This window comes from Mycobacterium sp. E3198, assembly GCF_001667015.1.
Taxonomy (GTDB): Bacteria; Actinomycetota; Actinomycetes; order Mycobacteriales; family Mycobacteriaceae; genus Mycobacterium.
The window spans coordinates 20051-41061 of record NZ_LZIS01000114.1; the positions used below are offsets into that span (position 1 = coordinate 20051).

Below are 21011 nucleotides of genomic sequence, written 5' to 3' on the forward strand. Positions count from 1 at the left end.
ACCGGGCTTTTCAAGCTTCAAGATTCAGCGCACCTTTCCCGACAGCACCCTGCTTAGCGTCGATACCGACCGCCCCGGCGGTCAATACCTGGCAGCGAAGTTGAGAGGCCCCGCGGGGGGACCGACGGGCAATGCCGCTCCCAAAATGGTCAGAAGCTGCGCATATAGATGAGACGTCCAGCCCAATATGTCTCGCGGTGAGAGAACGAATTTGCTGTGTATCAGTGGTGTGAAACGTAGCGACGCTCGAACATGCCGCTGGCGTGGAACAACGGCACGGCGAGGAGTTGTGCTACGGGGTGCTCCGCGGTGCCGGGCGGTGTCTCGCCGAGCGCGATGGAGCTGAACCCGCCGTCGAGACCACTCCTCGGCATGAGCGGCCCAACCGGCTTGCACATCGGGTTCGACAACCCTTAAGGGGTTACATCAAGCACGTGAATTTCACCGGACGTCCCGTCGACCTCGACGAGGGCACCCGGCGGCAGGGCCCGGGTGGCCCCCTGGACGTCCACCACGCAGGGGAACCCGAATTCGCGGGCCACCACCGCGGCGTGCGACATCGGGCCACCCAGCTCGGTCACCACCGCCGCGGCGTAGCAGAACGCCGCGGTGTAGCCGACATCGGTGACCTCGGCGACGAGGATCTCGCCCGGTTGCAGGTCGTCGATCGTCTCGGGCCGCACGATCCGCACCCGGCCCCGCACGCGGCCGCCGCACACGCCCACCCCGCGCAGGGTGTCCCCGCCGGCCAGCGCCGGCGCCGACGTCACGGACGGCTGCCAGCTCCCGCTGAACACCGTCGGCGGAACGACGCCGGCCAGCCGGCGCTGCTCGGACCGCCGCGCGCCCACCAGCTTCGCGACGTCCGTTGGCAGGGCGTCGAGTTCGTCGACCAGCAAATAGAACACATCGTCGGCGCGCTCGAAGACCGCGGCGTCGACCAGCCGGCGGCCATACTCCCGCAGCAGACCACGCAGTACCCAGTTGGCCCGCACCACCTTGTCCCGCCGGATTTCGCGGTCCCGCAGTTGGCGCACCGCCAGGGCGGCGACCGGCTTGGCGCGCAACGGAATCGCCGGGTGCACCGGCGCAGGCGCGGCAACGGCGCTCAGCGTCTTGGTCACCATGCGGACCAGCAACTCCGGATCGTCGGCGTAACTCGTCGACAGCATCTCGAGTTCCGCCGGGCCACGATGGCCGATCAACGCCAGCTCGGCGAGCACGGCGGCGTGAAATTCGGGCGCGTCGACGGCCAGCTTGCCGATGCGCTCCCCCGGTTCGGCGAGCACGCGCAGCACGTTCGGGTCGCGTTGCGCCGCGGACACCAGCCGTTGCATCGCCTCCACCGAGCGCGCGCTGACCAGTTCCGGACCCGCCGACGGCGCGGTGTCGCGCCCACACAGGGCGCGCAACAACACGTTGTACGCCGCGCACAGCAGGAACGAACCCGCCGCCAGCACCCAGCCGTGCACCACATGGTCGCGCGCCAGCAGGATCAGACTGAGCAGCCGGCGGTCGTCGAGCCGGGTGGGATCGTCACCGGCGAGCCGCTCCAACCGATCGACGTCCGCGACGAAGGCCTGGGTGTCTCCGTCCGCACCGGCGCTCAGCCCCACCAGGTTCACGCCGAACACCCCGATGTTGCGCAGGGTGCGCAATCGCCTTCGGGCGCGGCCGGACTCCAGCGGTGGGCGGTTCTCCCCGAAGACCGGCAGGGACGCCATGCTCGGGCCGAAGAAGCCGCTGTTGCTGACCACCGTTGCCGGCTTGATGAACGGCACCGTCTCGGCCATGAAGTGCGCCGTCGTGATGGCGCCGTAGAGCCGGTGGGCGAACACCGCGACCATGCGCATGGCGATCTCGCGCTGGATCAGCCCCCCGGGGCGCAACCGCTCGGCGACGCACACGGCGCTGGCCCGCAGCCCGCGCACCGTCGCCGACGCCGACGACGGCGAAAACGGGCCGGGCAGCGCCTCGGACAAGTTGGTCGCCAGGAACGTCGGGAAGCGCGGGTCTATCGGCGTGTCGAACTCGCCGTTGACCCCGATCGGTCCGGCCAACGCCGGCGCCACGCCGTCCCTCGCGGGCGCATCGACGGACGGCAGGTCCTGGATATGGGCCAGGCGCCAGGGCAGCGAAATCACCCGCCTGCCCAACGTGACCCGGCCGCGTACCGCCAGCGCCAGGTCTTCGACGCATTCGTCGGAGTTCCACGCCGGTTGATATCCCCATTCGTCGCGCAGCCGTGAGGTATCCATCAGCGGCGCGCTCCAGACCAGTTTCAGTTCGCCGAACGACGCCGGGCGCGGCCCGCGCAGCGGCACGATGCGGCGCCCGAGCGCGGTGGCGATATCCCGGAAGGTGGGCGCACCGGGCGCGGCCAGGTTGACTGGGCCGCTAGGGATCTCGGCATCGACGACCGCGCGGGTGAGCAGCCGGAGCGCGTCGTCGAGGTGGACCAGCTGCACGCGGCGGTCCGGAGCTTCGTTGGGAAAGACCGGCAGGGCCAGCGCGCGGCGCACCCAGTTGTCGACGCCGCGACCGACGATGAGCGCGCACCGGATCGTCACCGATTCGGCGTCGGCGCCCGCCAGCAGCTCTTCGACGCGGGCCTGGTGCAGGCCGTCCGCGAATTGCGTTTTCGGCGCGTCGGTTTCGGCCAGCGGGGCGCCTGCCGCGCCGTAGACGTGCGCCGAGGACGGGAACACGATGCGCCGGGCCCCGGTCGCGGCGATCGCCTGGAGGACGTTGCGCGTTCCCCCGATGTTGACCTGCTCGCTGTTGCGTGCCCAGGCGCAATGCGCAATGACGTCCGCGCCGCCGATGGCGCGCTCGACCGCGGCGGCGTCACGGATGTCCGCGGCGACGAACTCGGCCGCGCTCGGCCAACTTTCGGGGCGGCGCCGGGCGATGCCGACCACGTGGTGGCCCTGGGTGAGCAATCGGGCGGCGAGGCCGCGCCCGAGCACGCCGCTGGCCCCGGTGACCGCGATCCTCACGGGCTACTCTTCGTCATCGTCGCGCAACGCCGCGTTGACCAGCGCGTCGAGGTCCATGCCCGCGATGTCCGTTTCGGTGGTCGCCGCGGGGGACGCGGGACCGCCGCTGTCGGCCTCGTTCGCCAACGCGAGCAGCAGTTCGAGCACGCCCGCCTGGCGCAGGCGCTTGACCGGAATGGACCCCACCACGCGCTGGATCTCGGCCTCGCCGGGCGCGGCGGCCGGGGCCTGCTGCTCCGCGCTGCCGACCAGCTCGCGGTACATGTAGCCCGCCAGCGCGGCCGAGTTGGGATAGTCGAAGATCAGCGTCGGCGAAAGCGCGAGCCCGGTCGCGGATTTCAGCCGGTTGCGCATCTCGACGGCGGTCAGCGAGTCGAAGCCCAACTCCTGGAACGCCCGGTCCGGATGGATGGACTCGGGGCTGGAGTTGCCCAGCACGGTGGCGATGTTGGACCGCACCAAGTCCAGCAGCACGTCCTGCTGCTCGTCTTCGGGCAGCCCCTCGAGGCGTTGCAGCAGGGCCGATTTCGACTTCGCCGCGGCCAGCGAGTCGTCCACCTGGCGTCGCGTCGGCGCGTTGATCAGGTCGACGAACATGGGTGGCAACGTGCCGTTGTCGAACTTGACGCGCAGTGCCGCCAGGTCGATGTGGGCGGGCAGCATGAACGGCTCGTCAACGATCAGGGCGGTGTCCATCAATTCCAGCGCCTCGTCGGAGGACATCGCGACGATCCCGTCCCGGCCGAAGCGGGCGCGGTCCGCGGCGCCCAGTGCGCCGGTCATGGCGCTGGCCTGATCCCACAGGCCCCAGGCCAGCGAGATCGCCGGCAGCCCCCGCTTGCGCCGGTGCGCGGCCAACCCGTCGAGGAAGGAATTGGCCGCGGCGTAGTTGGCCTGGCCCGACGCGCCCGCCAGCCCGGCCATCGACGAAAACATCACGAACGCCGACACATCGAGCTCGCGGGTGAGCTCGTGCAGGTTCCACGCCGCGTCGACCTTGGCGCGCAACACCGCATCGATGCGTTCCGGGGTCAGCGACGAGATCACCGCGTCGTCGAGGACCCCGGCCGCATTGATCACCCCGGACAGCGGTCGTTGCACCGGGATGTCGGCGAGCACCTTGGCGACGGCCTCGCGGTCGGCCGCGTCGCAGGCGACCACCTGCGCCTGGGCGCCGGCGGCGGTCAGCTCGGTCACCAGCTCCGCAGCCCCCGGGGCGTCCAGCCCGCGCCGGCTGACCAGCACGAGGTGGCGCGCGCCGTGCCGGGCCACGACATGGCGCGCCAGCGCCGAACCCGCCATGCCGGTGGCACCGGTGATCAGGACCGTGCCCGCCACCCAGGCGCCGGGCATGCTCATCACGACCTTGCCGACGTGGCGGGCCTGGCTCAGGTACCGCAGCGCCGCGGGAGCGCGCCGCACGTCAAACCTGGTGACCGGCAACGGTTGCAGCACGTCCTCGCCGAACAGCGCCGCCAACTCGTCGAGCAGCTGGGCGATGCGCTCCGGGCCGGCCTCGAAGAGGTCGAAGGCGCGATAGCGCACGCCGGCGTGGTCGCGGGCGACGGCCTCGGACTCGCGGATGTCGGTCTTGCCCATCTCCAGGAACATCCCGCCGGGGGCGACCAGCCGCAGCGACGCGTCGACGAAATCGCCGGACAGCGAGTCGAGCACCAGGTCCACGCCGCGCCCACCGGTGACCGCGCGGAACTTTTCCTCGAAGTCCAGGCTGCGCGAGTCCGCGATGTGATCGTCGTCAAAACCCATGGCGCGCAACGTGTCCCACTTGCCTCGGCTGGCCGTCGCGAACACTTCCAAGCCGAGGTGGCGGGCCAATTGCACGGCCGCCATCCCGACCCCGCCGGCGGCGGCGTGCACCAGCACCCGCTGGCCGGGCCGCGCGCCCGCCAGGTCCACCAGCGCGTAGCGCGCCGTCGCGAACACGACCGAGGCCGTCGCGGCGGCGGTGTGCGACCAGCCGGCCGGCACCTTGGCGAGCAGTCGCTGGTCGGTGGTGGCGATCGTTCCGGTGCCGTCCGGGAAGAGGCCCATGACGCGGTCGCCCACCGCGAAACGTCCCGCGCCCGGCCCGATTTCGGCCACGACGCCGGACCCCTCGATGCCCATGACCGCGTCGGGGTCGGGATAGAGGCCCAGCGCGATCATCACATCGCGGAAGTTGGCGGCGATGGCCGACAGGGCGACCCGCACCTGACCGGGGCCCAGCGGCGCGTCGGCGTCGGGGATGCGCTCGAGCCGCAGGTTCTCGATGGTGCCGTAACTGCTCATGCCGAGCCGCCACGGCCCGTCGTCGGGCGGCACCAACAGGCCGCCGACGGCGCGGCTGCCGTGCACCCGCGCGGTGTAGACCGTCGCGTTGCGCAGCACGACCTGAGGCTCGCCCGTCGCCAGCACCGCCGCGACCGCGTCGGCATCCAGCGGAGCGTCGGTGTCGACCAGCACGATTCGGCCGGGATGCTCGGTCTGCGCCGAGCGCACCAGGCCCCACACCGCGGCGCCCGCCAGATCCGTGACGTCCTCCCCCGGCAACGCCATCGCGCCGCGGGTCGACACCACCAGCGTCCCCGCCCCGTCGCGGGCCAACCACGACTGCAGCACCGGCAGGACCGCGCGCGTGGCCGCGTAGACCTCCGTCACGACGTCGCCGGTCACCGGTGCCGATTCGAACAGCACCGCCGAAACCTCGGCGGCATCGAATTCTGCCGTCCCCCAGGCCGACACCGAGACCGGCTGCACCGCGGACAGCGGCTGGGCGGACCAGATGACCTCGAAGAGTCGGTCCGGCCCCGAGCTCGACACCGCGGCCAGCAGCTGCTGATCGGTCACCGGCCGGGCGACCATCGACGCCACCGACAGCACCGGCAGCCCCAGCCCGTCGGCCAGCTCGATCGACACGGCCGACGGGCCCACCGGCACGATCCGCGCCCGCACCGCCGCCGCGCCGGCGGCGTGCAACGACACCTGCTGCCACGAGAACGGCACCAGCATCGAACCCGCCGCGAGCTCGCCGTCGTCCGACGCGAGGATCACGGCGTGCAGCGCGGCGTCGAGGATCGCGGGGTGGACCCCGAACCCGGTCACCGACACCCCGGCGTCCTCGGGCAGCGCGACCTCGGCGAACACCTCGTCGCCGCGGCGCCACATCGACGTCAGGCCGCGGAAGGCGGGACCGTACCCGTAACCGCGCTCGGCCAGTTGCTCGTATCCGTCCCCGATGTCCACCGGGACGGCGCCCACCGGCGGCCACGCCGACAGGTCCGCGCTCGGCTGCACCGACCCCGCCCGCAGGACGCCCTCGGCGTGCAGCGACCAGCCCGACCCCGCCTCGGCGCGCGAGAACACCGACACCGCGCGGGCGCCCGCATCGTCCGGGCCGCCGACCACGACCTGAACCGCGACCGAGCCACCGGCCGGCAACACCAGCGGCGCAGCCAAATTCAGCTCGTCGACGATTCCGCAGCCCACCTCGTCGCCGGCGCGGATCGCCAGCTCGACGAATCCCGCGCCGGGGAACAGCACGACACCGCCGACGGCGTGATCGCCCAGCCAGCCCTGCGCGGCCGGCGAGAGTCGACCGGTCAGGACCACACCGCCGGAGGCGGGCAGCTCCACCACCGCGCCCAGCAGGGCGTGTTCGCCGGCGGCCAGCCCCAGCCCGGCGGCGTCGGCCGGGGCGCCGTCGCCGGACAGCCAAAAGCGCCGCCGGTCAAAGGCGTACGTGGGCAACTCGACGAAGCCGCCGGCCCCCAGCGCGGCGCGCCAGTCCACGTCCATCCCGGCGACGAACCCCTGCGCGACGGCGTTGGTCAGGGTCGCCGGCTCCGGGCGGTCCTTGCGCAGCGCCGACATGGTGGCGACGGCGGCGTCCGGGAGCGACTCCTCGATCGCCGCCGTCAGCCCGCCGCTCGGGCCGACCTCGAGGAAACGGTTGGCGCCGGCCGCGTGCACGAAGCGGACGCTGTCGGCGAATCGCACCGCCTCACGGACGTGCCGCTTCCAGTACGCCGGCGTGGCGAAGTCGTCCCCCGCCGGCTGCCCGGTGAGGTTCGAGACGATCGGGATCGTGGGCGTGCCGACCACCAGCCCCGCCGCGACGGTGCCGAATTCGTCGATCATCGGGTCCATCAACGGGGAGTGGAAGGCGTGGGACACCGCGAGCTGGTGCACGCGGCGCCCGTCGGCGCGCAGCCGATCGGCCGCCGCGGCCACTGCCGCTTGGGCGCCCGAAATCACCACGGAGGCGGGCCCGTTGACGGCCGCGACACCGACGTCGGGGGTCAGCAGCGGCCGCACCTCGTCTTCGGTGGCCTGCACGGCGATCATCGCCCCGCCGGCCGGCAGCGCCTGCATGAACCGGCCCCGGGCCGCGACCAGGACGGCCGCGTTCTGCAGCGACAGCACGCCGGCCACGTGTGCGGCGGAGATCTCACCGACCGAGTGGCCCAAGACGAAATCGGGCCGCACGCCCCAGGATTCGAGCAGCCGGAACAGGGCGACTTCCACGGCGAACAGGGCCGGCTGCGCGTATTCGGTGGTGTTCAGGAGGTTTTCGTCCCGGCCCCACACGATGCCGCGCAGTGGTCGCAACAGGTGCTGGTCCAGTTCGCCCAGCACGGTGTCGAACGCCTCGGCGAATACCGGGTATGCGGCGTGCAATTCGCGTCCCATGCCGAGCAGCTGGGAGCCCTGGCCGGGGAAGACGAAGACGGTCTTGCCGGGCGCCGCCGTGCCCCGCACGACCGAGATGGCCTGGCCGGTGGCCAACTCGTCGAGGCCGGACAGCAGCTGGTCGCGGTCGGCGCCGACGACCACGGCCCGGTGCTCGAAGTGTGAGCGGCCCGCCAGCGACCACGCTACGTCGGCGGCGTCGAGTTTGCCGTGCCGGCGTAGGTGCCCGGCCAGCCGAGCGGCCTGAGAGTTCAACGCCGGCAATGACTTTGCCGAGAGCGCCCACGACGTCACCGGTAGCTGCGGCCGTTCCGCGGCGGGCGCGGCGTCGACAGGGGCGGCCTCGATGATCACGTGCGCGTTGGTGCCGCTGATGCCGAAGGACGACACGCCCGCACGGCGGTCGCGGGTGGCCGGCCAGGGTTGGGGCTCGGTCAGCAGCGACACCGAGCCCGCCGACCAATCCACATGGGGGCTGGGCTCGTCGACGTGCAGGGTGGCGGGCAGCAGTTTGTGCCGCATCGCCTGCACCATCTTGATCACCCCGGCGACACCCGCGGCGGCCTGCGTGTGACCCATGTTCGACTTGATCGACCCCAGCCGCAGGGGCTCGGTGCGGTCCTGGCCGTAGGTCGCCAACAAGGCCTGCGCCTCGATGGGGTCGCCCAATGTCGTTCCGGTGCCGTGGCCCTCGACCGCGTCGACCTCGGCCGCGGACAATCCGGCGTTGGCCAGCGCGGCGCGCAGCACCCGCTGTTGCGAGGGGCCGTTCGGGGCGGTCAAGCCGTTGGAGGCGCCGTCCTGGTTGATCGCCGAACCGCGCACCACCGCCAGCACGGGGTGGCCGAGCCGCCGCGCGTCCGACAACCGCTCCACCACGAGCATGCCGCCGCCTTCGGAGAATCCGGTGCCGTCGGCCGCGCCCGCGTAGGCCTTGCAGCGGCCGTCCGCCGACAACCCGCGCATGCGGCTGAACTCCACGAAGATGTCCGGCGTGGCGTTGACGGTGACGCCGCCGGCCAGGGCCAGGTCGCATTCGCCCGAACGCAGCGACTGGGCCGCCATGTGCAACGCCACCAGCGACGACGAGCACGCCGTGTCCACCGAGACCGCGGGGCCCTCCAGCCCCAGCGCATACGAAATGCGCCCCGACGCCACGCTCGACGACTGCCCGGTCAGCCGGAAGCCCTCCGCGGCCGGCGCCGCGCCGATGCCGTACCCCTGCGTGTACACCCCGGCGAACACGCCGGTGGCGCTGCCGCGCAAGCCGCCGGGCTCGATTCCCGCGCGCTCCAACGCTTCCCAGGACAACTCGAGGAACAGCCGTTGCTGCGGATCCATGGCCAGCGCCTCGGTGGGCGTGATGCCGAAGAAGGCCGGGTCGAAATCGGCGACACCGTCCACGAAGCCGCCGGTGCGGGTGTAGCAGGTGCCGGGAACGTCGGGGTCCGGGTTGTACAGGCCGGCCAGGTTCCAGCCCCGATCGCTCGGGAATTCGGAGAGCACGTCGCGGCCCTCGGTGAGCATCTCCCACAGGTCGTCGGGCGAATTCACCCCGCCCGGGTAACGGCACGACATCCCGACGATCGCGATGGGATCGTCGTCGGTGGCGCGCACGACCGTGGCCTGCTTGATTTCCTGCGGCACGCCGGCGAGTTCGGAGCGCATGTAGGCCGCCAGGCCGTTGGGCGTCGGGTAGTCGAAGATGAGCGTCGGCGAAAGCGCCAGCCCGGTCGCGGTTTTGAGCCGGTTACGCATTTCGACCGCCGTCAGCGAATCGAAGCCCAAGTCCTGGAACGCCTTGTCCGGGTCGATCGACTCGGCGCTGGTGTTGCCCAGCACCGTGGCGATGTGCGAGCGCACCAGGTCCAGCAGCACGGCGTGCTGCTCGTCCTCCGGCAGGCCCTGCAGGCGGTGCGCGAGAGCCGATTTCGACTTCGCGGCGGCCAGCGTGTCGTCGACGCGGCGCCGGGTGGGAGCGCTGAGCAGGTCGGCGAACATCGGGGGCACGGCGACGGCGTGGGCGCGCAGGGCACCGAGATCGATGCGGGCGGGCGCCAGGAAGGGCTCGTCGACGATCAACGCGGTGTCGAACAATTCCATCGCCTCGGCCGAGGACAGCGCGAGGATACCGTCGCGGCCCAGCCGGGCGAGGTCGGCGGCGTCCAGCCCACCGGTCATGGCGCTGGCCTGGTCCCACAGCCCCCACGCCAGCGAGATCGCGGGCAGCCCGTGCGCCCGCCGGTGCGCGGCCAGTCCATCCAGGAACGAGTTGGCCGCGGCGTAGTTGCCCTGGCCCGACGAACCCACCAGCCCGGCCATCGACGAAAACAGCACGAACGCCGACAGATTCAGCTCGCGGGTCAGCTCGTGCAGGTTCCACGCCGCGTCGACCTTGGCCCGCAGCACCTCGTCGACGCGCTCCGGCGTCAGCGAGGTGACCATCGCGTCGTCGAGCACGCCGGCCGCATGGATGACGGCCGACAGCGGCATGTCGGCGATGGCCCGCGCGAGCGCGTCCCGGTCGGCCGCGTCGCACGCGACCGCCCGCACCCGGGCCCCGGCGGCCTCCAGCTCGGCGATCAGTTCGGCGCAGCCCGGCGCGTCCGCGCCGCGGCGGCTCAGCAGCGCCAGGTCCCGGACGCCGTGGTGCGCCACCAAATGACGGGCCAGCGTCGCACCCGCCATGCCGGTTCCGCCGGTGATCAGCACGGTGCCGGAGGCCAGTCCAGAAGGCATGGTCATGACGACCTTGCCGATGTGGCGGGCCTGGCTCAGGTAGCGCAGCGCGCTGCGCGCGCGCCGGACGTCAAACGTCGTGACCGGCAACGGCTTGAGGATCCCCGCCTCGAACAAGCCGGCGAGCTCCAGCATCCACTGATGCATGCGGGGGCGGCCGGGCTCGAACAGGTCGAACGCGCGATAGCGCACACCCGGATACTCCTGGGCGACGGCGCCGGGATCGCGGATGTCGGTCTTGCCCATCTCCAGGAACATGCCGCCGGGGGCGACCAGCCGCAGTGAGGCGTCGACGAATTCGCCGGCCAAGGAATCCAACACCACGTCCATGCCACGACCGCCGGTGACCGCCCGGAACTTCTCCTCGAACTCCAGGCTGCGCGAATCCGCGATGTGGTCGTCGTCAAAGCCCATGGCCCGCAAGGTGTCCCACTTGCCGCGGCTGGCGGTGGTGAAAACCTCCAGGCCCAGATGCCGCGCCAGCTGCACAGCGGCCATCCCCACCCCGCCGGCGGCGGCGTGCACCAGCACCCGTTGCCCTGGCCGCGCCTCGGCCAAGTGGATGAACGCCATGTAGGCGGTGGTGAAAACGGCTGAGATGCCGGCGGCGTCGGCGTAGGACCAATCGGCCGGCATCGGCACCAGCAGGCGCACGTCGCCGGGCACCAGCGTGCCGCTGCCGTCGGGGAAGAACCCGTACACCGAGTCGCCGACCGCGAACTCGGTGACTCCCGGTCCCACCTCGACCACCACGCCGGCGCCTTCGCCGCCGAGCAGGGCGTCGTGGGTGAACATGCCCAGCGTGATCATGACGTCGCGGAAGTTGGTGGCGATGGCGCGCAGCGCCACCCGCACCTGGCCCGGCTCCAGCGGAGCGTCGGCGTTCGGAACCGGCTCCAGTTGCAGGTTTTCGAAGGTGCCCGCGCTGTTGATGCCGAGCCGCCAGGGCCCGTCGGCGGGCGGTGTCATGATGCCGTCGACCGCGCGGCTGCCCCGCACCCGCGCGACATGCGCCGTCCCGCCGCGCAGCACCAGCTGCGGCTCACCGACCGCCAGCGCGGTGGCGATCGCGCCATCGTCCAGCGGCGCATCGGAATCCACCAGCACGATGCGGCCGGGGTGCTCGGTCTGCGCCGAGCGCACCAGCCCCCACACCGCCGCGCCGGCCAGATCGGTGACGTCCTCACCCGGCAACCCCACCGCGCCCCGGGTGGCCACCAGCAGCACGCCGGAGTCGCGCTCGGTCAGCCACGCCTGCACCGCGGCCAGCGCCCGGCGCGTGCGGTCGTGCGCTCCGGCGACCGGATCGCCTTCGGCCGCAACTGATTCGAATACTTTGTGCGCGGGCGGCTCGGCGCTGCCGACGGTCGCCGTTTCCGGCGACCAGGCCACCTCGAACAACCGGTCCGGGCCCGCGCCGGACACCGCGGCGCGCAGCTGCTGCTCGCTCACCGGGCGGGCCGCCATCGCCCGCACCGACAGCACCGGCAGCCCGAGCCCGTCTGCGAGCTCGATGGACACCGCCGAAGCCCCCGCCGGCGCGAGGCGCGCGCGCACCGCCGACGCCCCGGCGGCGTGCAGCGAGACGCCCTGCCACGAGAACGGCAGCACCACTTCGTCGGTGTGGCCGGCGATCGGGTGACCCAGCACCAGGGCATGCATCGCCGCGTCGAGCAACGCCGGGTGCACACCGAATCCGGTGACACTGCCGGCCGATTCGGGCAGCCGCACCTCGGCGAACACCTCGTCGCCGCGGACCCACGTCGCGGTCAGTCCGCGGAACGCCGGGCCGTAGCCGTATCCCCGCGCCGCCAACAGTTCGTAGCCGTCGGCCGGATCGGCCGCGACCGCGCCGGCCGGCGGCCACGCCGACAGGTCCGCGCCGGGGTCGACCGAGCCGGTGCTCAACGACCCCTCGGCGTGGCACACCCAGCCGGAGCCGGCGTCGGCGCGCGAGAAGATCGACACGCTGCGGCGGCCGTCGTGTTCCTCGGCTCCGACCACGACTTGCACAGCAACCGAGCCGGACGCGGAATCCTTGGCGGGCAACAGCAACGGCGCCTGCAGCGTCAGCTCGTCGACCGTCGAGCAACCGACCTCGTCGCCGGCGCGGATCGCCAACTCGACAAACCCGGCCCCGGGGAACACGGCCACACCGGAGACCGCGTGGTCGGCCAGCCACCCCTGCAGGCTGGGTGACAACCGCCCCGTCAACACCACCCCGCCCGCGGCCGGCAGCTCCACGACCGCGCTCAGCAGCGGGTGCTCGCTGGTGCCCAGCCCCAAGCCGGCGGCGTCGGCGGCGACACCTTCCCCGGACAGCCAAAACCGCCGGCGGTCAAAGGCGTACGTCGGCAGCTCCACGAAGCCGGCGCCGTCGAGCACGCCCCGCCAGTCCACGCTCAGTCCCGCGACGAACGCGGTGGCCGCGGAGGTCAGGAACCGCTCGAGCCCGCCGTCGTCACGGCCCAAGGTGGGCACGACGACGGCCTCGGCGTCGCCGGCCCCGCAATCGTTGGCCGTGTCTTCGATCCCGGCGATCAACGCGGGATGCGGGCTGGATTCGATGAAGGTCCGGTAGCCGTGCTCGCACGCGCTGCGCACCGCCTGGTCGAACTGAACGGTCTGCCGGATGTTGCGATACCAGTACTCGGCATCCAAACCCGCGGTGTCCAAGCGGTTCCCGGTCACGGTCGAAAAGAAGGCCGTGCGCGACGAGCGCGGCTCGATGCCGGCCAGCGCCCCGGCGAGCTCACCGCGGATCGCCTCGACCTCGACCGAATGCGACGCGTAGTCCACCTCGATCCGCCGCGTGCGCAGCTCCAGGTCGGCGCAGAAGGCGACGAGTTCGTTCAAGGCGGCCACGTCACCGGACACCACGACGGCGGACCGGCCGTTGACGGCGGCGATGCTGACCCGATTGCCGTAGGGCGCCAGCAATTCCCGGGCGCGCTCGGTGCTGCAGGCGATGGACAACATGCCGCCGGGGCCGGCCAGCGAGCGCAGCAGCTTGCTGCGCAGCGTGACCACCCGCGCGGCGTCGCGCAACGACAACGCGCCGGCGACGTAGGCCGCGGCGATCTCGCCTTGGGAGTGCCCGATCACGGCGTCGGGGCTCACCCCGACCGACTTCCACAGTTCGGCCAACGACACCATCACCGCGAACAGCACCGGCTGCACGACGTCCACCCGATCCAGGCCCGGGGCGTCGGGCGCCCCACGCAGCACATCGGTCAGCGACCAGTCGACGAACTCGGCGAAGGCCTCGGCGCACGCGTCGATCTGTTGCGCGAACACCGGTGCGGTGTCGAGCAATTCGATACCCATGCCCAGCCATTGCGAACCTTGGCCGGGGAAGACGAAGACGGTCTTGCCCGCGGGGGCGGCGGTGCCGCGGATGACCGACACGGGCTCGTCGGTGGCCAGCTCGTCGAGGCCCGCCAGCAATCGGTCCCGATCGCCGCCGACCACGACGGCCCGGTGCTCGAAGCTCGACCGGCCCGCCAGCGTCCACGCCACGTCGGCAACGTCGAGATCGCCGTGGGCGCGCAGATGCGCGGCCAGCCGGGCGGCCTGAGACTGCAACGCCCGCGGCGATTTTGCCGACACCACCCACGGCAGCACCGCGGGCCCGGGCCCGGCCTGCCGCGGCTCGACGGCGGGCACGGCCTCCACGATCACGTGCGCGTTGGTGCCGCTGATCCCGAACGACGACACGCCCGCCCGGCGAACCCGGTCGCCGGCCGGCCAGGGGCGCGCCTCGGTGAGCAGCGACACCGCCCCGGCCGACCAATCCACATGCGGGCTGGGCTGATCCACGTGCAGCGTCGCCGGCAATGTGTCGTGGCGCATCGCCTGAACCATCTTGATCACGCCGGCCACGCCCGCGGCGGCCTGCGTGTGGCCCATGTTCGACTTGATCGACCCCAGCCACAGCGGCTCGGTGCGGTCCTGGCCGTAGGTGGCCAGCAGCGCCTGCGCCTCGATCGGGTCGCCCAACGTCGTGCCGGTGCCGTGGCCCTCGACCACGTCCACGTCGGCCGTTGACAACCCGGCGTTGGCCAGCGCGGCGCGCACCACGCGCTGCTGCGACGGGCCGTTGGGTGCGGTCAACCCGTTCGACGCGCCGTCCTGGTTGACCGCCGAACCGCGCACCACCGCGAACACCGGATGACCCAACCGCTGGGCGTCCGACAACCGCTCGACGACCAGCATGGCGCCGCCCTCGGACCAGCCCACCCCGTCGGCGGCGCCGGCGTAGGCCTTGGAGCGGCCGTCCGGCGCCAGCCCGCGGTGCCGGCTGAACTCGACAAAGACGGTAGGCGTGGCGTTGACGGTCGCGCCGCCGGCCAGGGCCAGGTCGCACTCCCCCGACCGCAGCGACTGCACCGCCATGTGCAGCGCCACCAGCGACGACGAGCAGGCCGTGTCCACCGACACCGCCGGGCCTTCCAAACCCAGAACGTAGGAGACGCGCCCCGAGGCGACGCTGGAGGTCATGCCGGTCAGGCGGTAGCCCTCGATCTCCTCGGCCAACATGCCGTAGCCCTGCACGATGAGCCCGGCGTACACCCCGGTGGCGCTGCCGCGCAGCCCGGCGGGGTCGATCCCGGCCCGCTCCAGCGCCTCCCAGGACAGCTCCAGCAGCATTCGATGCTGGGGATCCATCGCCAGCGCCTCGCTGGGCGCGATCCCGAAGAAGGCCGCGTCGAAGTCCGCGACGCCGTCGACGAAACCCCCGGTGCGGGCGTAGGTCTTGTGGCGGGCGTCGGGATCCGGGTCGAACAGCCCCGCGACGTCCCAGCCGCGATCGGTGGGAAACTCCGTGATCACGTCGCGGCCGTCGGCGACCATCCGCCACAGGTCGTCCGGGGTCTCGACCCCACCGGGGAAGCGGCACGACATGCCGACGATGGCGATCGGCTCGCTCGACCGCTCCAGCAGCGCGCGGTTGGTGCGCTTCAGGCGTTCCACCTGGACCAGCGCTTTGCGCAGCGCCTCGGTCGCATGCTGGAGTTGGTCCACCATCTACTAACCTCGCCTAACCCTCACCCGGCAGGTGCCCGTCGTGTCGCCGCCGGATGCGGCCGCTGCCGAGCCCCGGCCGAGTCACGGAAGTTGCTGCACGAATCGGTCTCGTGGATTTTTCGACCAGCGTCGCGCTGCTCTGGAACCCAGGAATGTCGCTCGTGAGTATGGCCAACTCCGGCACGATTTCAAAAACGTCCGACACTCCCGGCTGCTAGAGGAGGACCGGCATCGCGTGTACGCCCGAGTACGGCCGGTCCGCCACCCATGGCGCGACTGTACTCGGCTACCCATCGGCGGTGGTCAAACCGGGTTAGCCGGCCGCGCGGCGCCATCCGTCGGCGGCGCGGGCGGCCCGGATCAGCTCGTCGCACAGCTCGCGCAGTTCCCTCGCCCCGGCCCCCTCGTCCAGCGCGGTGGCGACGTCCTCGGCCGCGCATCGCACCTGGTAGACGCGATCGGACAGGTCGGCCGCGTCGTCGGCCGACAGCACCACCGCGTCGGCGGGCAAGGCCGCCGCCCCTTCGGCGTTCAAGCCCCGGGTCAGTGAGGCGCGTTGCTCATAGGCGCGTTGCCGGCAGGACTGCCGGCAGTACTGGCGGCGGCGGCCCATGCCGGCGTCGGTCACGTCCCGACCACACCAGCGGCACGGTTGCGGGTGAGAGCGGCGAGTCACGCCTGCCGACTGTAGTCGGCTCGGTTTCACATCCCCGGTATCATTGAAGGTCGCGTCGCGTATGCCGCGTGTCGGCCTGGGAACTACGCCGACCGTCATATCGTTTGCTTAAGCGGACACAATTGCAGCCCAGCCCGCAGGACCTGAAGGAGTAGCACCCATGGCCGATCGCGTTCTGAGAGGCAGTCGCCTTGGAGCCGTGAGCTACGAGACCGACCGCAACCACGACCTCGCGCCGCGCCAGATCGCGCGGTATCGCACCGAGAACGGCGAGGAGTTCGAAGTCCCCTTCGCCGACGACGCCGACATCCCCGGCACCTGGCTGTGCCGCAACGGCATGGAGGGCACCCTCGTCGAGGGCGACCTGCCCGAGCCGAAGAAGGTCAAGCCGCCGCGCACCCACTGGGACATGCTGCTGGAGCGCCGCTCGGTCGAAGAACTCGAAGAGCTGCTCAAGGAGCGCCTCGACCTGATCAGGTCGCGCCGCCGCGGCTGACCTGGGGCCGCGTCGCTAGCTGCGGTCGTTGGCCCGGATCGCGCGGGGACGGTTCGTCCGACCCTCGATGCCCCATCGGGTGACCTTGACCAGCGCCTCGCGGATGTTAGATCCGCTCATCTTGGAGACACCGAGTTCGCGCTCGGTGAAGGTGATCGGCACCTCGGCGATGACGAACCCGTTGCAGACGGTGCGCCAGGTCAGGTCGATCTGGAAGCAGTAGCCCTTGGAGTCCACGCCGTCGAGGCCGATCGTCTCGAGGACTTCGCGGCGGTAGGCCCGGTAGCCGGCGGTGATGTCGTGGACGCCGATGCCCAGCGCCAGCCGCGCGTAGGTGTTGGCGGTCCAGGACAACGCCCAGCGCCGCCACGGCCAATTGCGCACCGCGCCCCCGTCGACGTAGCGCGAACCGATGGCCAGGTCGGCGCCGGCGTCGACCGCATCCAGCAGCAGGTGCAACTGTTCGGGCGCGTGGCTGCCGTCGGCGTCCATCTCGACGAGCACCGAATAATCCCGGCCCAAACCCCACGCGAATCCCGCCAGGTACGCCGCCCCCAGGCCGTCCTTCGCGGTGCGGTGCAGCACGTGCACGCGGTCGGGGTCGGCCGCCGCGAACTCGTCGGCCAGCTGCCCGGTGCCGTCGGGGCTGTTGTCGTCGACGATCAGCAGGTGCACGCCCGGGCACGCGTCGGTGAGCCGGCGATGGATCACCGGCAGGTTCTCCCGCTCGTTGAACGTCGGGATGATCACCAGGACGCGCTCGCTGGGACGGCTGCCCGGGACCCGGGGCGCCGACTGGCCGGTGGTCATGTAGCTCCTCTGTGTTGCCCGAATTCGGGGTGCCCGCCCTCGTCGGGCGGAGTGTCGTCACCGCCGCGCTCGTCCGGCGCAGCGTCTTGCGCGGTCTGCGCGTCGCCCTCGTCGGGCGGGGGCTCGCCCGGGGGCGTACCGGCGTCTGCCGGTTCGCCGCGGGGCCGCGACCTCCGGCGAACCGGACGCACGAACCATCCATTGTGCCGTATCCCTACCAGAATGGCCGCTCCGGCCGCCAGCACCAAAACCCACTGCAGGATCGGAGCCCAGCGGGTCGCCCACGTCAGCTTGGTCTTGAGCCGCACCTGCATGTCCAGGTAGGCGGGCTCGAAGAAGTCGGTGCGCACCAGCTCACCGCCGTCGGGTGCGATGACCGCGCTGATCCCGGTGGTGCCGGCGACCACGACGTAGCGGTCGTGCTCCACCGCGCGGACCTTGGCGAACGCCAGCTGCTGTTCGCTCATCGCCTTGTCGAAAGTGGCGTTGTTGCTGGGGACTGCCAGCAGCTGGGCGCCGCCCAGGACCGCCTTGCGGGGCTGCCTGTCGAAGATGACCTCCCAGCAGGTGGACACCCCGACCGGCACCCCGGCGATGTGCACCACCCCGCTGCTTTTGCCGGGCACCATGTGGCCGGCCCGGTCGGCGTACCCGGACAGGTGCTTGAACAGCCACGGCATAGGCAGGTACTCGCCGAACGGCTGCACGATCTCCTTGTCGTGGCGGTCGGCCGGCCCGCTGACCGGGTTCCACACGATGACGGTGTTGGTGTAGGTGGAGGTGTCCGGCGTGCGGCCGGGCACGTCGAGCACCGTGCCGATCAAGATCGGTGCGCCGATGGCCGCGACGGCCCGCGCGACCTGTTCGGCGGCGTCGGCGTTGGTCAGCGGGTCGATGTCGGAGGAGTCTTCCGGCCAGATCACGAACTGGGGTTGTGGGGCCGCCCCCGAGCGCACGTCCTCGGCCAGCCGCAGGGTCTCCCGCACGTGGTTGTCCAGCACCGCGCGGCGCTGGGCGTTGAAGTCCAGACCCAGCCGCGGCACGTTGCCCTGCACCGCCGCGACGGTGACGGAGGGGTCGCCGCCCGCCCCGGCGCCGGCGTGGCGCACCTGCGGCCAGACGAGCACCGCGGCGAACAACACCAGACAGATGCAGACGCCCGGCAGCAGCACGGCGGGCGGCGGCCCCGGGGCCTCGGCGGCATTGCGGGCGTGGCCGGTTTTCCACCACGTGGCGATCTCCAGCGCGATCGCGGTGGCGCTGAACCCCACCAGCATGACCGCCGTCGACAGCAGCGCGACGCCGCCGAGCTGGACCAGCGGCAGCAACGGACCCTGGGTCTGGCCGAACGCCACCACACCCCAGGGGAAGCCGCCGAACGGGAACACCGACTTCAGCCACTCCACGGCGGCCCACACCAGCGCGAACCAGACCGGCCAGCCGGGCAGCCGCCGCACGAGGACGGCGCCCAACCCGAACAGACCGGGAAACAGCGCGCACGTCGTCGCCAACGCCAGCCAGGGCACGGCGCCCACCAGCAGGCTGATCCACGGCAGCAGCGGCACGTAGAAGGCCAGCCCGAACACGAACCCGTAGCCGAAACCGCCCGCCACCGTGGTGGCCGGACGCGTCAGCACCCAGCCCAACAGCGCGGCGGCGACGACGGCGGCCCACCACCAATTCACGACGGGAAAGCTGGTGAACAGCAGCAGGCCGGCCACGACCGTGAGCGCCAGTCGCGGCAGGCGCGGCACCAGCGCGGCGCGGGCGCCGGGCAGCCGCGCGGCCACCGCCCCGGCCAGGCCCGTCAGCGCCCGGCGCGTGAGCGCACCCAGCCGGTCGGCCCGGCCCGGCGCGTCGGGCTCCGCTTCCTCGGGCTCGGGGTGCACCTCGATGGGGTCTTCGTCGCGGTCGGATTCGGCTTCCTCGCTGATCAGGTCCTCGGAGACCGGGGCGGGCTCCGGGTCCTGGCCGGATCGCTCCTCGCGTCCGAACCACTCCCTAGCCATGGACGACGGCGCCCCGGTGGACGGTCCGGCGGCAGCGCGGCAGCGCGTCGGAGGGGCCCAGGCGCGGCAACGCGGGCACCCGGGAGCGCGGATCGGTCGACCAGCGCTGGACGGCGTCGCGGGGCGCGTGGACGTCCAGGGTCCCGGCGTCCCACACGGCGTACGAGGCCGGCGCGCCGGGCACCAGGGTGCCGGTCTGCCCGTCGCGGACGCCGGCCGCCCGCCAGCCGCCGCGGGTGGCGGCGGCGAACGCGGCCCGGGCCGAGACCGCGCTGCCCGGGGTGCGGTGATTGACCGCCGCGCGCACGCTCGCCCACGGGTCAAGGCCCGTCACCGGGGCGTCGGAACCTAGCGCGAGGGGCACGCCTTGGGATGCTAACAGCGCAAGCGGGTTGAGCCGCCTGCCTCGTTCGTCGCCGAGCCGCCGCGCGTACATGCCGTCGGCCCCGCCCCACAGGGCGTCGAAATTGGGCTGCACGCTGGCGATGACGCCCCACGCGCCGAGTTTGGCGGCCTGGTCGGCGTCGACCATCTCGACGTGCTCGAGGCGGTGCCCGCAGCGCGCGACGGCGGCGACCCCGAGGTCGGCGACGACCCGTTCCAGGGCGGCGACCGCCGCCGACACCGCCGCGTCGCCGATGACGTGGAAACCGGCCGTCACCTCCGCCTCGGTGCAGGCCCGCAGGTGGGCCTCGATGGCGTCGGGATCCAGGTAGCAGGTGCCGACGCGGTCCGGCGCGTCGGTGTAGGGCTCGTGCAGCCATGCCGTGTGCGACCCGAGCGCCCCGTCGACGAACAGGTCGCCGGCCAGGCCGCGCGCGCCCGTCTCGTCTTGCAGCGCCCGCGCCTCGGCGGCCGTGGTCACCGCCTGACCCCAGTAGCCGATCACCTCGACGCCGTGGGCCAGTTCGCGCAGCCGCAGCCAGTCGTCGAGGCCGCCGATCTCCGGGCCGGCGCATTCGTGCACCGCGACGATGCCGGCCGCCGCGGCGGCCCGTAGGGCGGCCGTCCGGGCCTCGGCCAGCTGCCCGGGCGTCAGCAGGTCGCGGGCGACCCTGCGGACCAGGTGGTGGGCATCGCCGGTCAGCGGCCGCTCGGGGGCGAAACCGACCGCCGCGGGCAAGTCCGCGACCAGCCGCCGCAGCCCCGTCGAGGCCAGCGCGGAGTGGACGTCGACGCGGGCCAGGTAGGCCGGCCGGTCACCGAGGACCGCATCCAGTTCGGCGGTCGCCGGCGGGGTGTTCTCCGGCCACGACGATTCGTCCCAGCCGTGCCCCCACACCGGTTGGCCGGGGTGGGCCGCCGCGTATTCGGCGACCATCCGGATGCACTGGGCGCGCGACGTGGCGGCCCGCAGATCCAGCCCGCTGAGCGTCAGGCCGGTGGCGGTCAGGTGGATGTGGCTGTCCACGAACCCGGGCGCGACGAAGCCGCCGTCCAAATCCTCCACCTCGGCGTCCGGGAATTGGCCGCGTCCCACGTCGTCGCTGCCCAGCCAGGCGATGACGCCCCCGCGCACCGCCATCGCGGTCGCGTCGGGATGGGTCGGGCTGTGCACCCGGCCA

6 protein-coding genes and 1 pseudogene are annotated in these 21011 nt (G+C 72.3%); 1 reads left to right on the forward strand and 6 read right to left on the reverse strand.

Annotated features, from left to right (window positions below; translation table 11 throughout):
- Positions 1–221 precede the first annotated feature (221 nt).
- From A5673_RS29085 to A5673_RS12925, 4 genes are all read right to left on the reverse strand, one after another.
- Entirely contained in the window at positions 222–398 is a 177-nt protein-coding gene (locus A5673_RS29085; RefSeq protein WP_156748151.1) for a hypothetical protein, read from the reverse strand.
- A 15-nt stretch (positions 399–413) separates the two neighbouring features.
- Positions 414–2999 carry a sugar epimerase family protein gene (locus A5673_RS12915; protein WP_068232392.1) on the reverse strand — a complete coding sequence of 862 codons (2586 nt, stop codon included), beginning with the start codon at positions 2997–2999 and terminating at the stop codon, positions 414–416.
- 3 nt (positions 3000–3002) lie between these two features.
- Positions 3003–15455: a type I polyketide synthase gene (locus A5673_RS12920; protein ID WP_068232395.1), complete on the reverse strand. Its 12453-nt coding sequence runs from the start codon at positions 15453–15455 to the stop codon at positions 3003–3005.
- 313 nt (positions 15456–15768) lie between these two features.
- Positions 15769–16131: a hypothetical protein gene (locus A5673_RS12925; protein WP_082958702.1), complete on the reverse strand. Its 363-nt coding sequence runs from the start codon at positions 16129–16131 to the stop codon at positions 15769–15771.
- A 160-nt stretch (positions 16132–16291) separates the two neighbouring features.
- Here A5673_RS12925 and rbpA point away from each other — a divergent pair, with 160 nt between their 5' ends.
- Positions 16292–16627: an RNA polymerase-binding protein RbpA gene (rbpA, locus tag A5673_RS12930; RefSeq protein WP_068232398.1), complete on the forward strand. Its 336-nt coding sequence runs from the start codon at positions 16292–16294 to the stop codon at positions 16625–16627.
- Positions 16628–16642: 15 nt separating this feature from the next.
- Here the strand turns inward: rbpA and lnt are convergent.
- Both lnt and A5673_RS12945 read right to left on the reverse strand, forming a co-directional pair.
- Positions 16643–19446, reverse strand: a pseudogene (gene lnt, locus A5673_RS12940) (apolipoprotein N-acyltransferase).
- Entirely contained in the window at positions 19439–20971 is a 1533-nt protein-coding gene (locus tag A5673_RS12945) for an amidohydrolase (RefSeq protein WP_068232474.1), read from the reverse strand. Before A5673_RS12945 ends, lnt begins: the two are co-directional and overlap by 8 nt.
- Between the last annotated feature and the right edge of the window lie 40 nt (positions 20972–21011).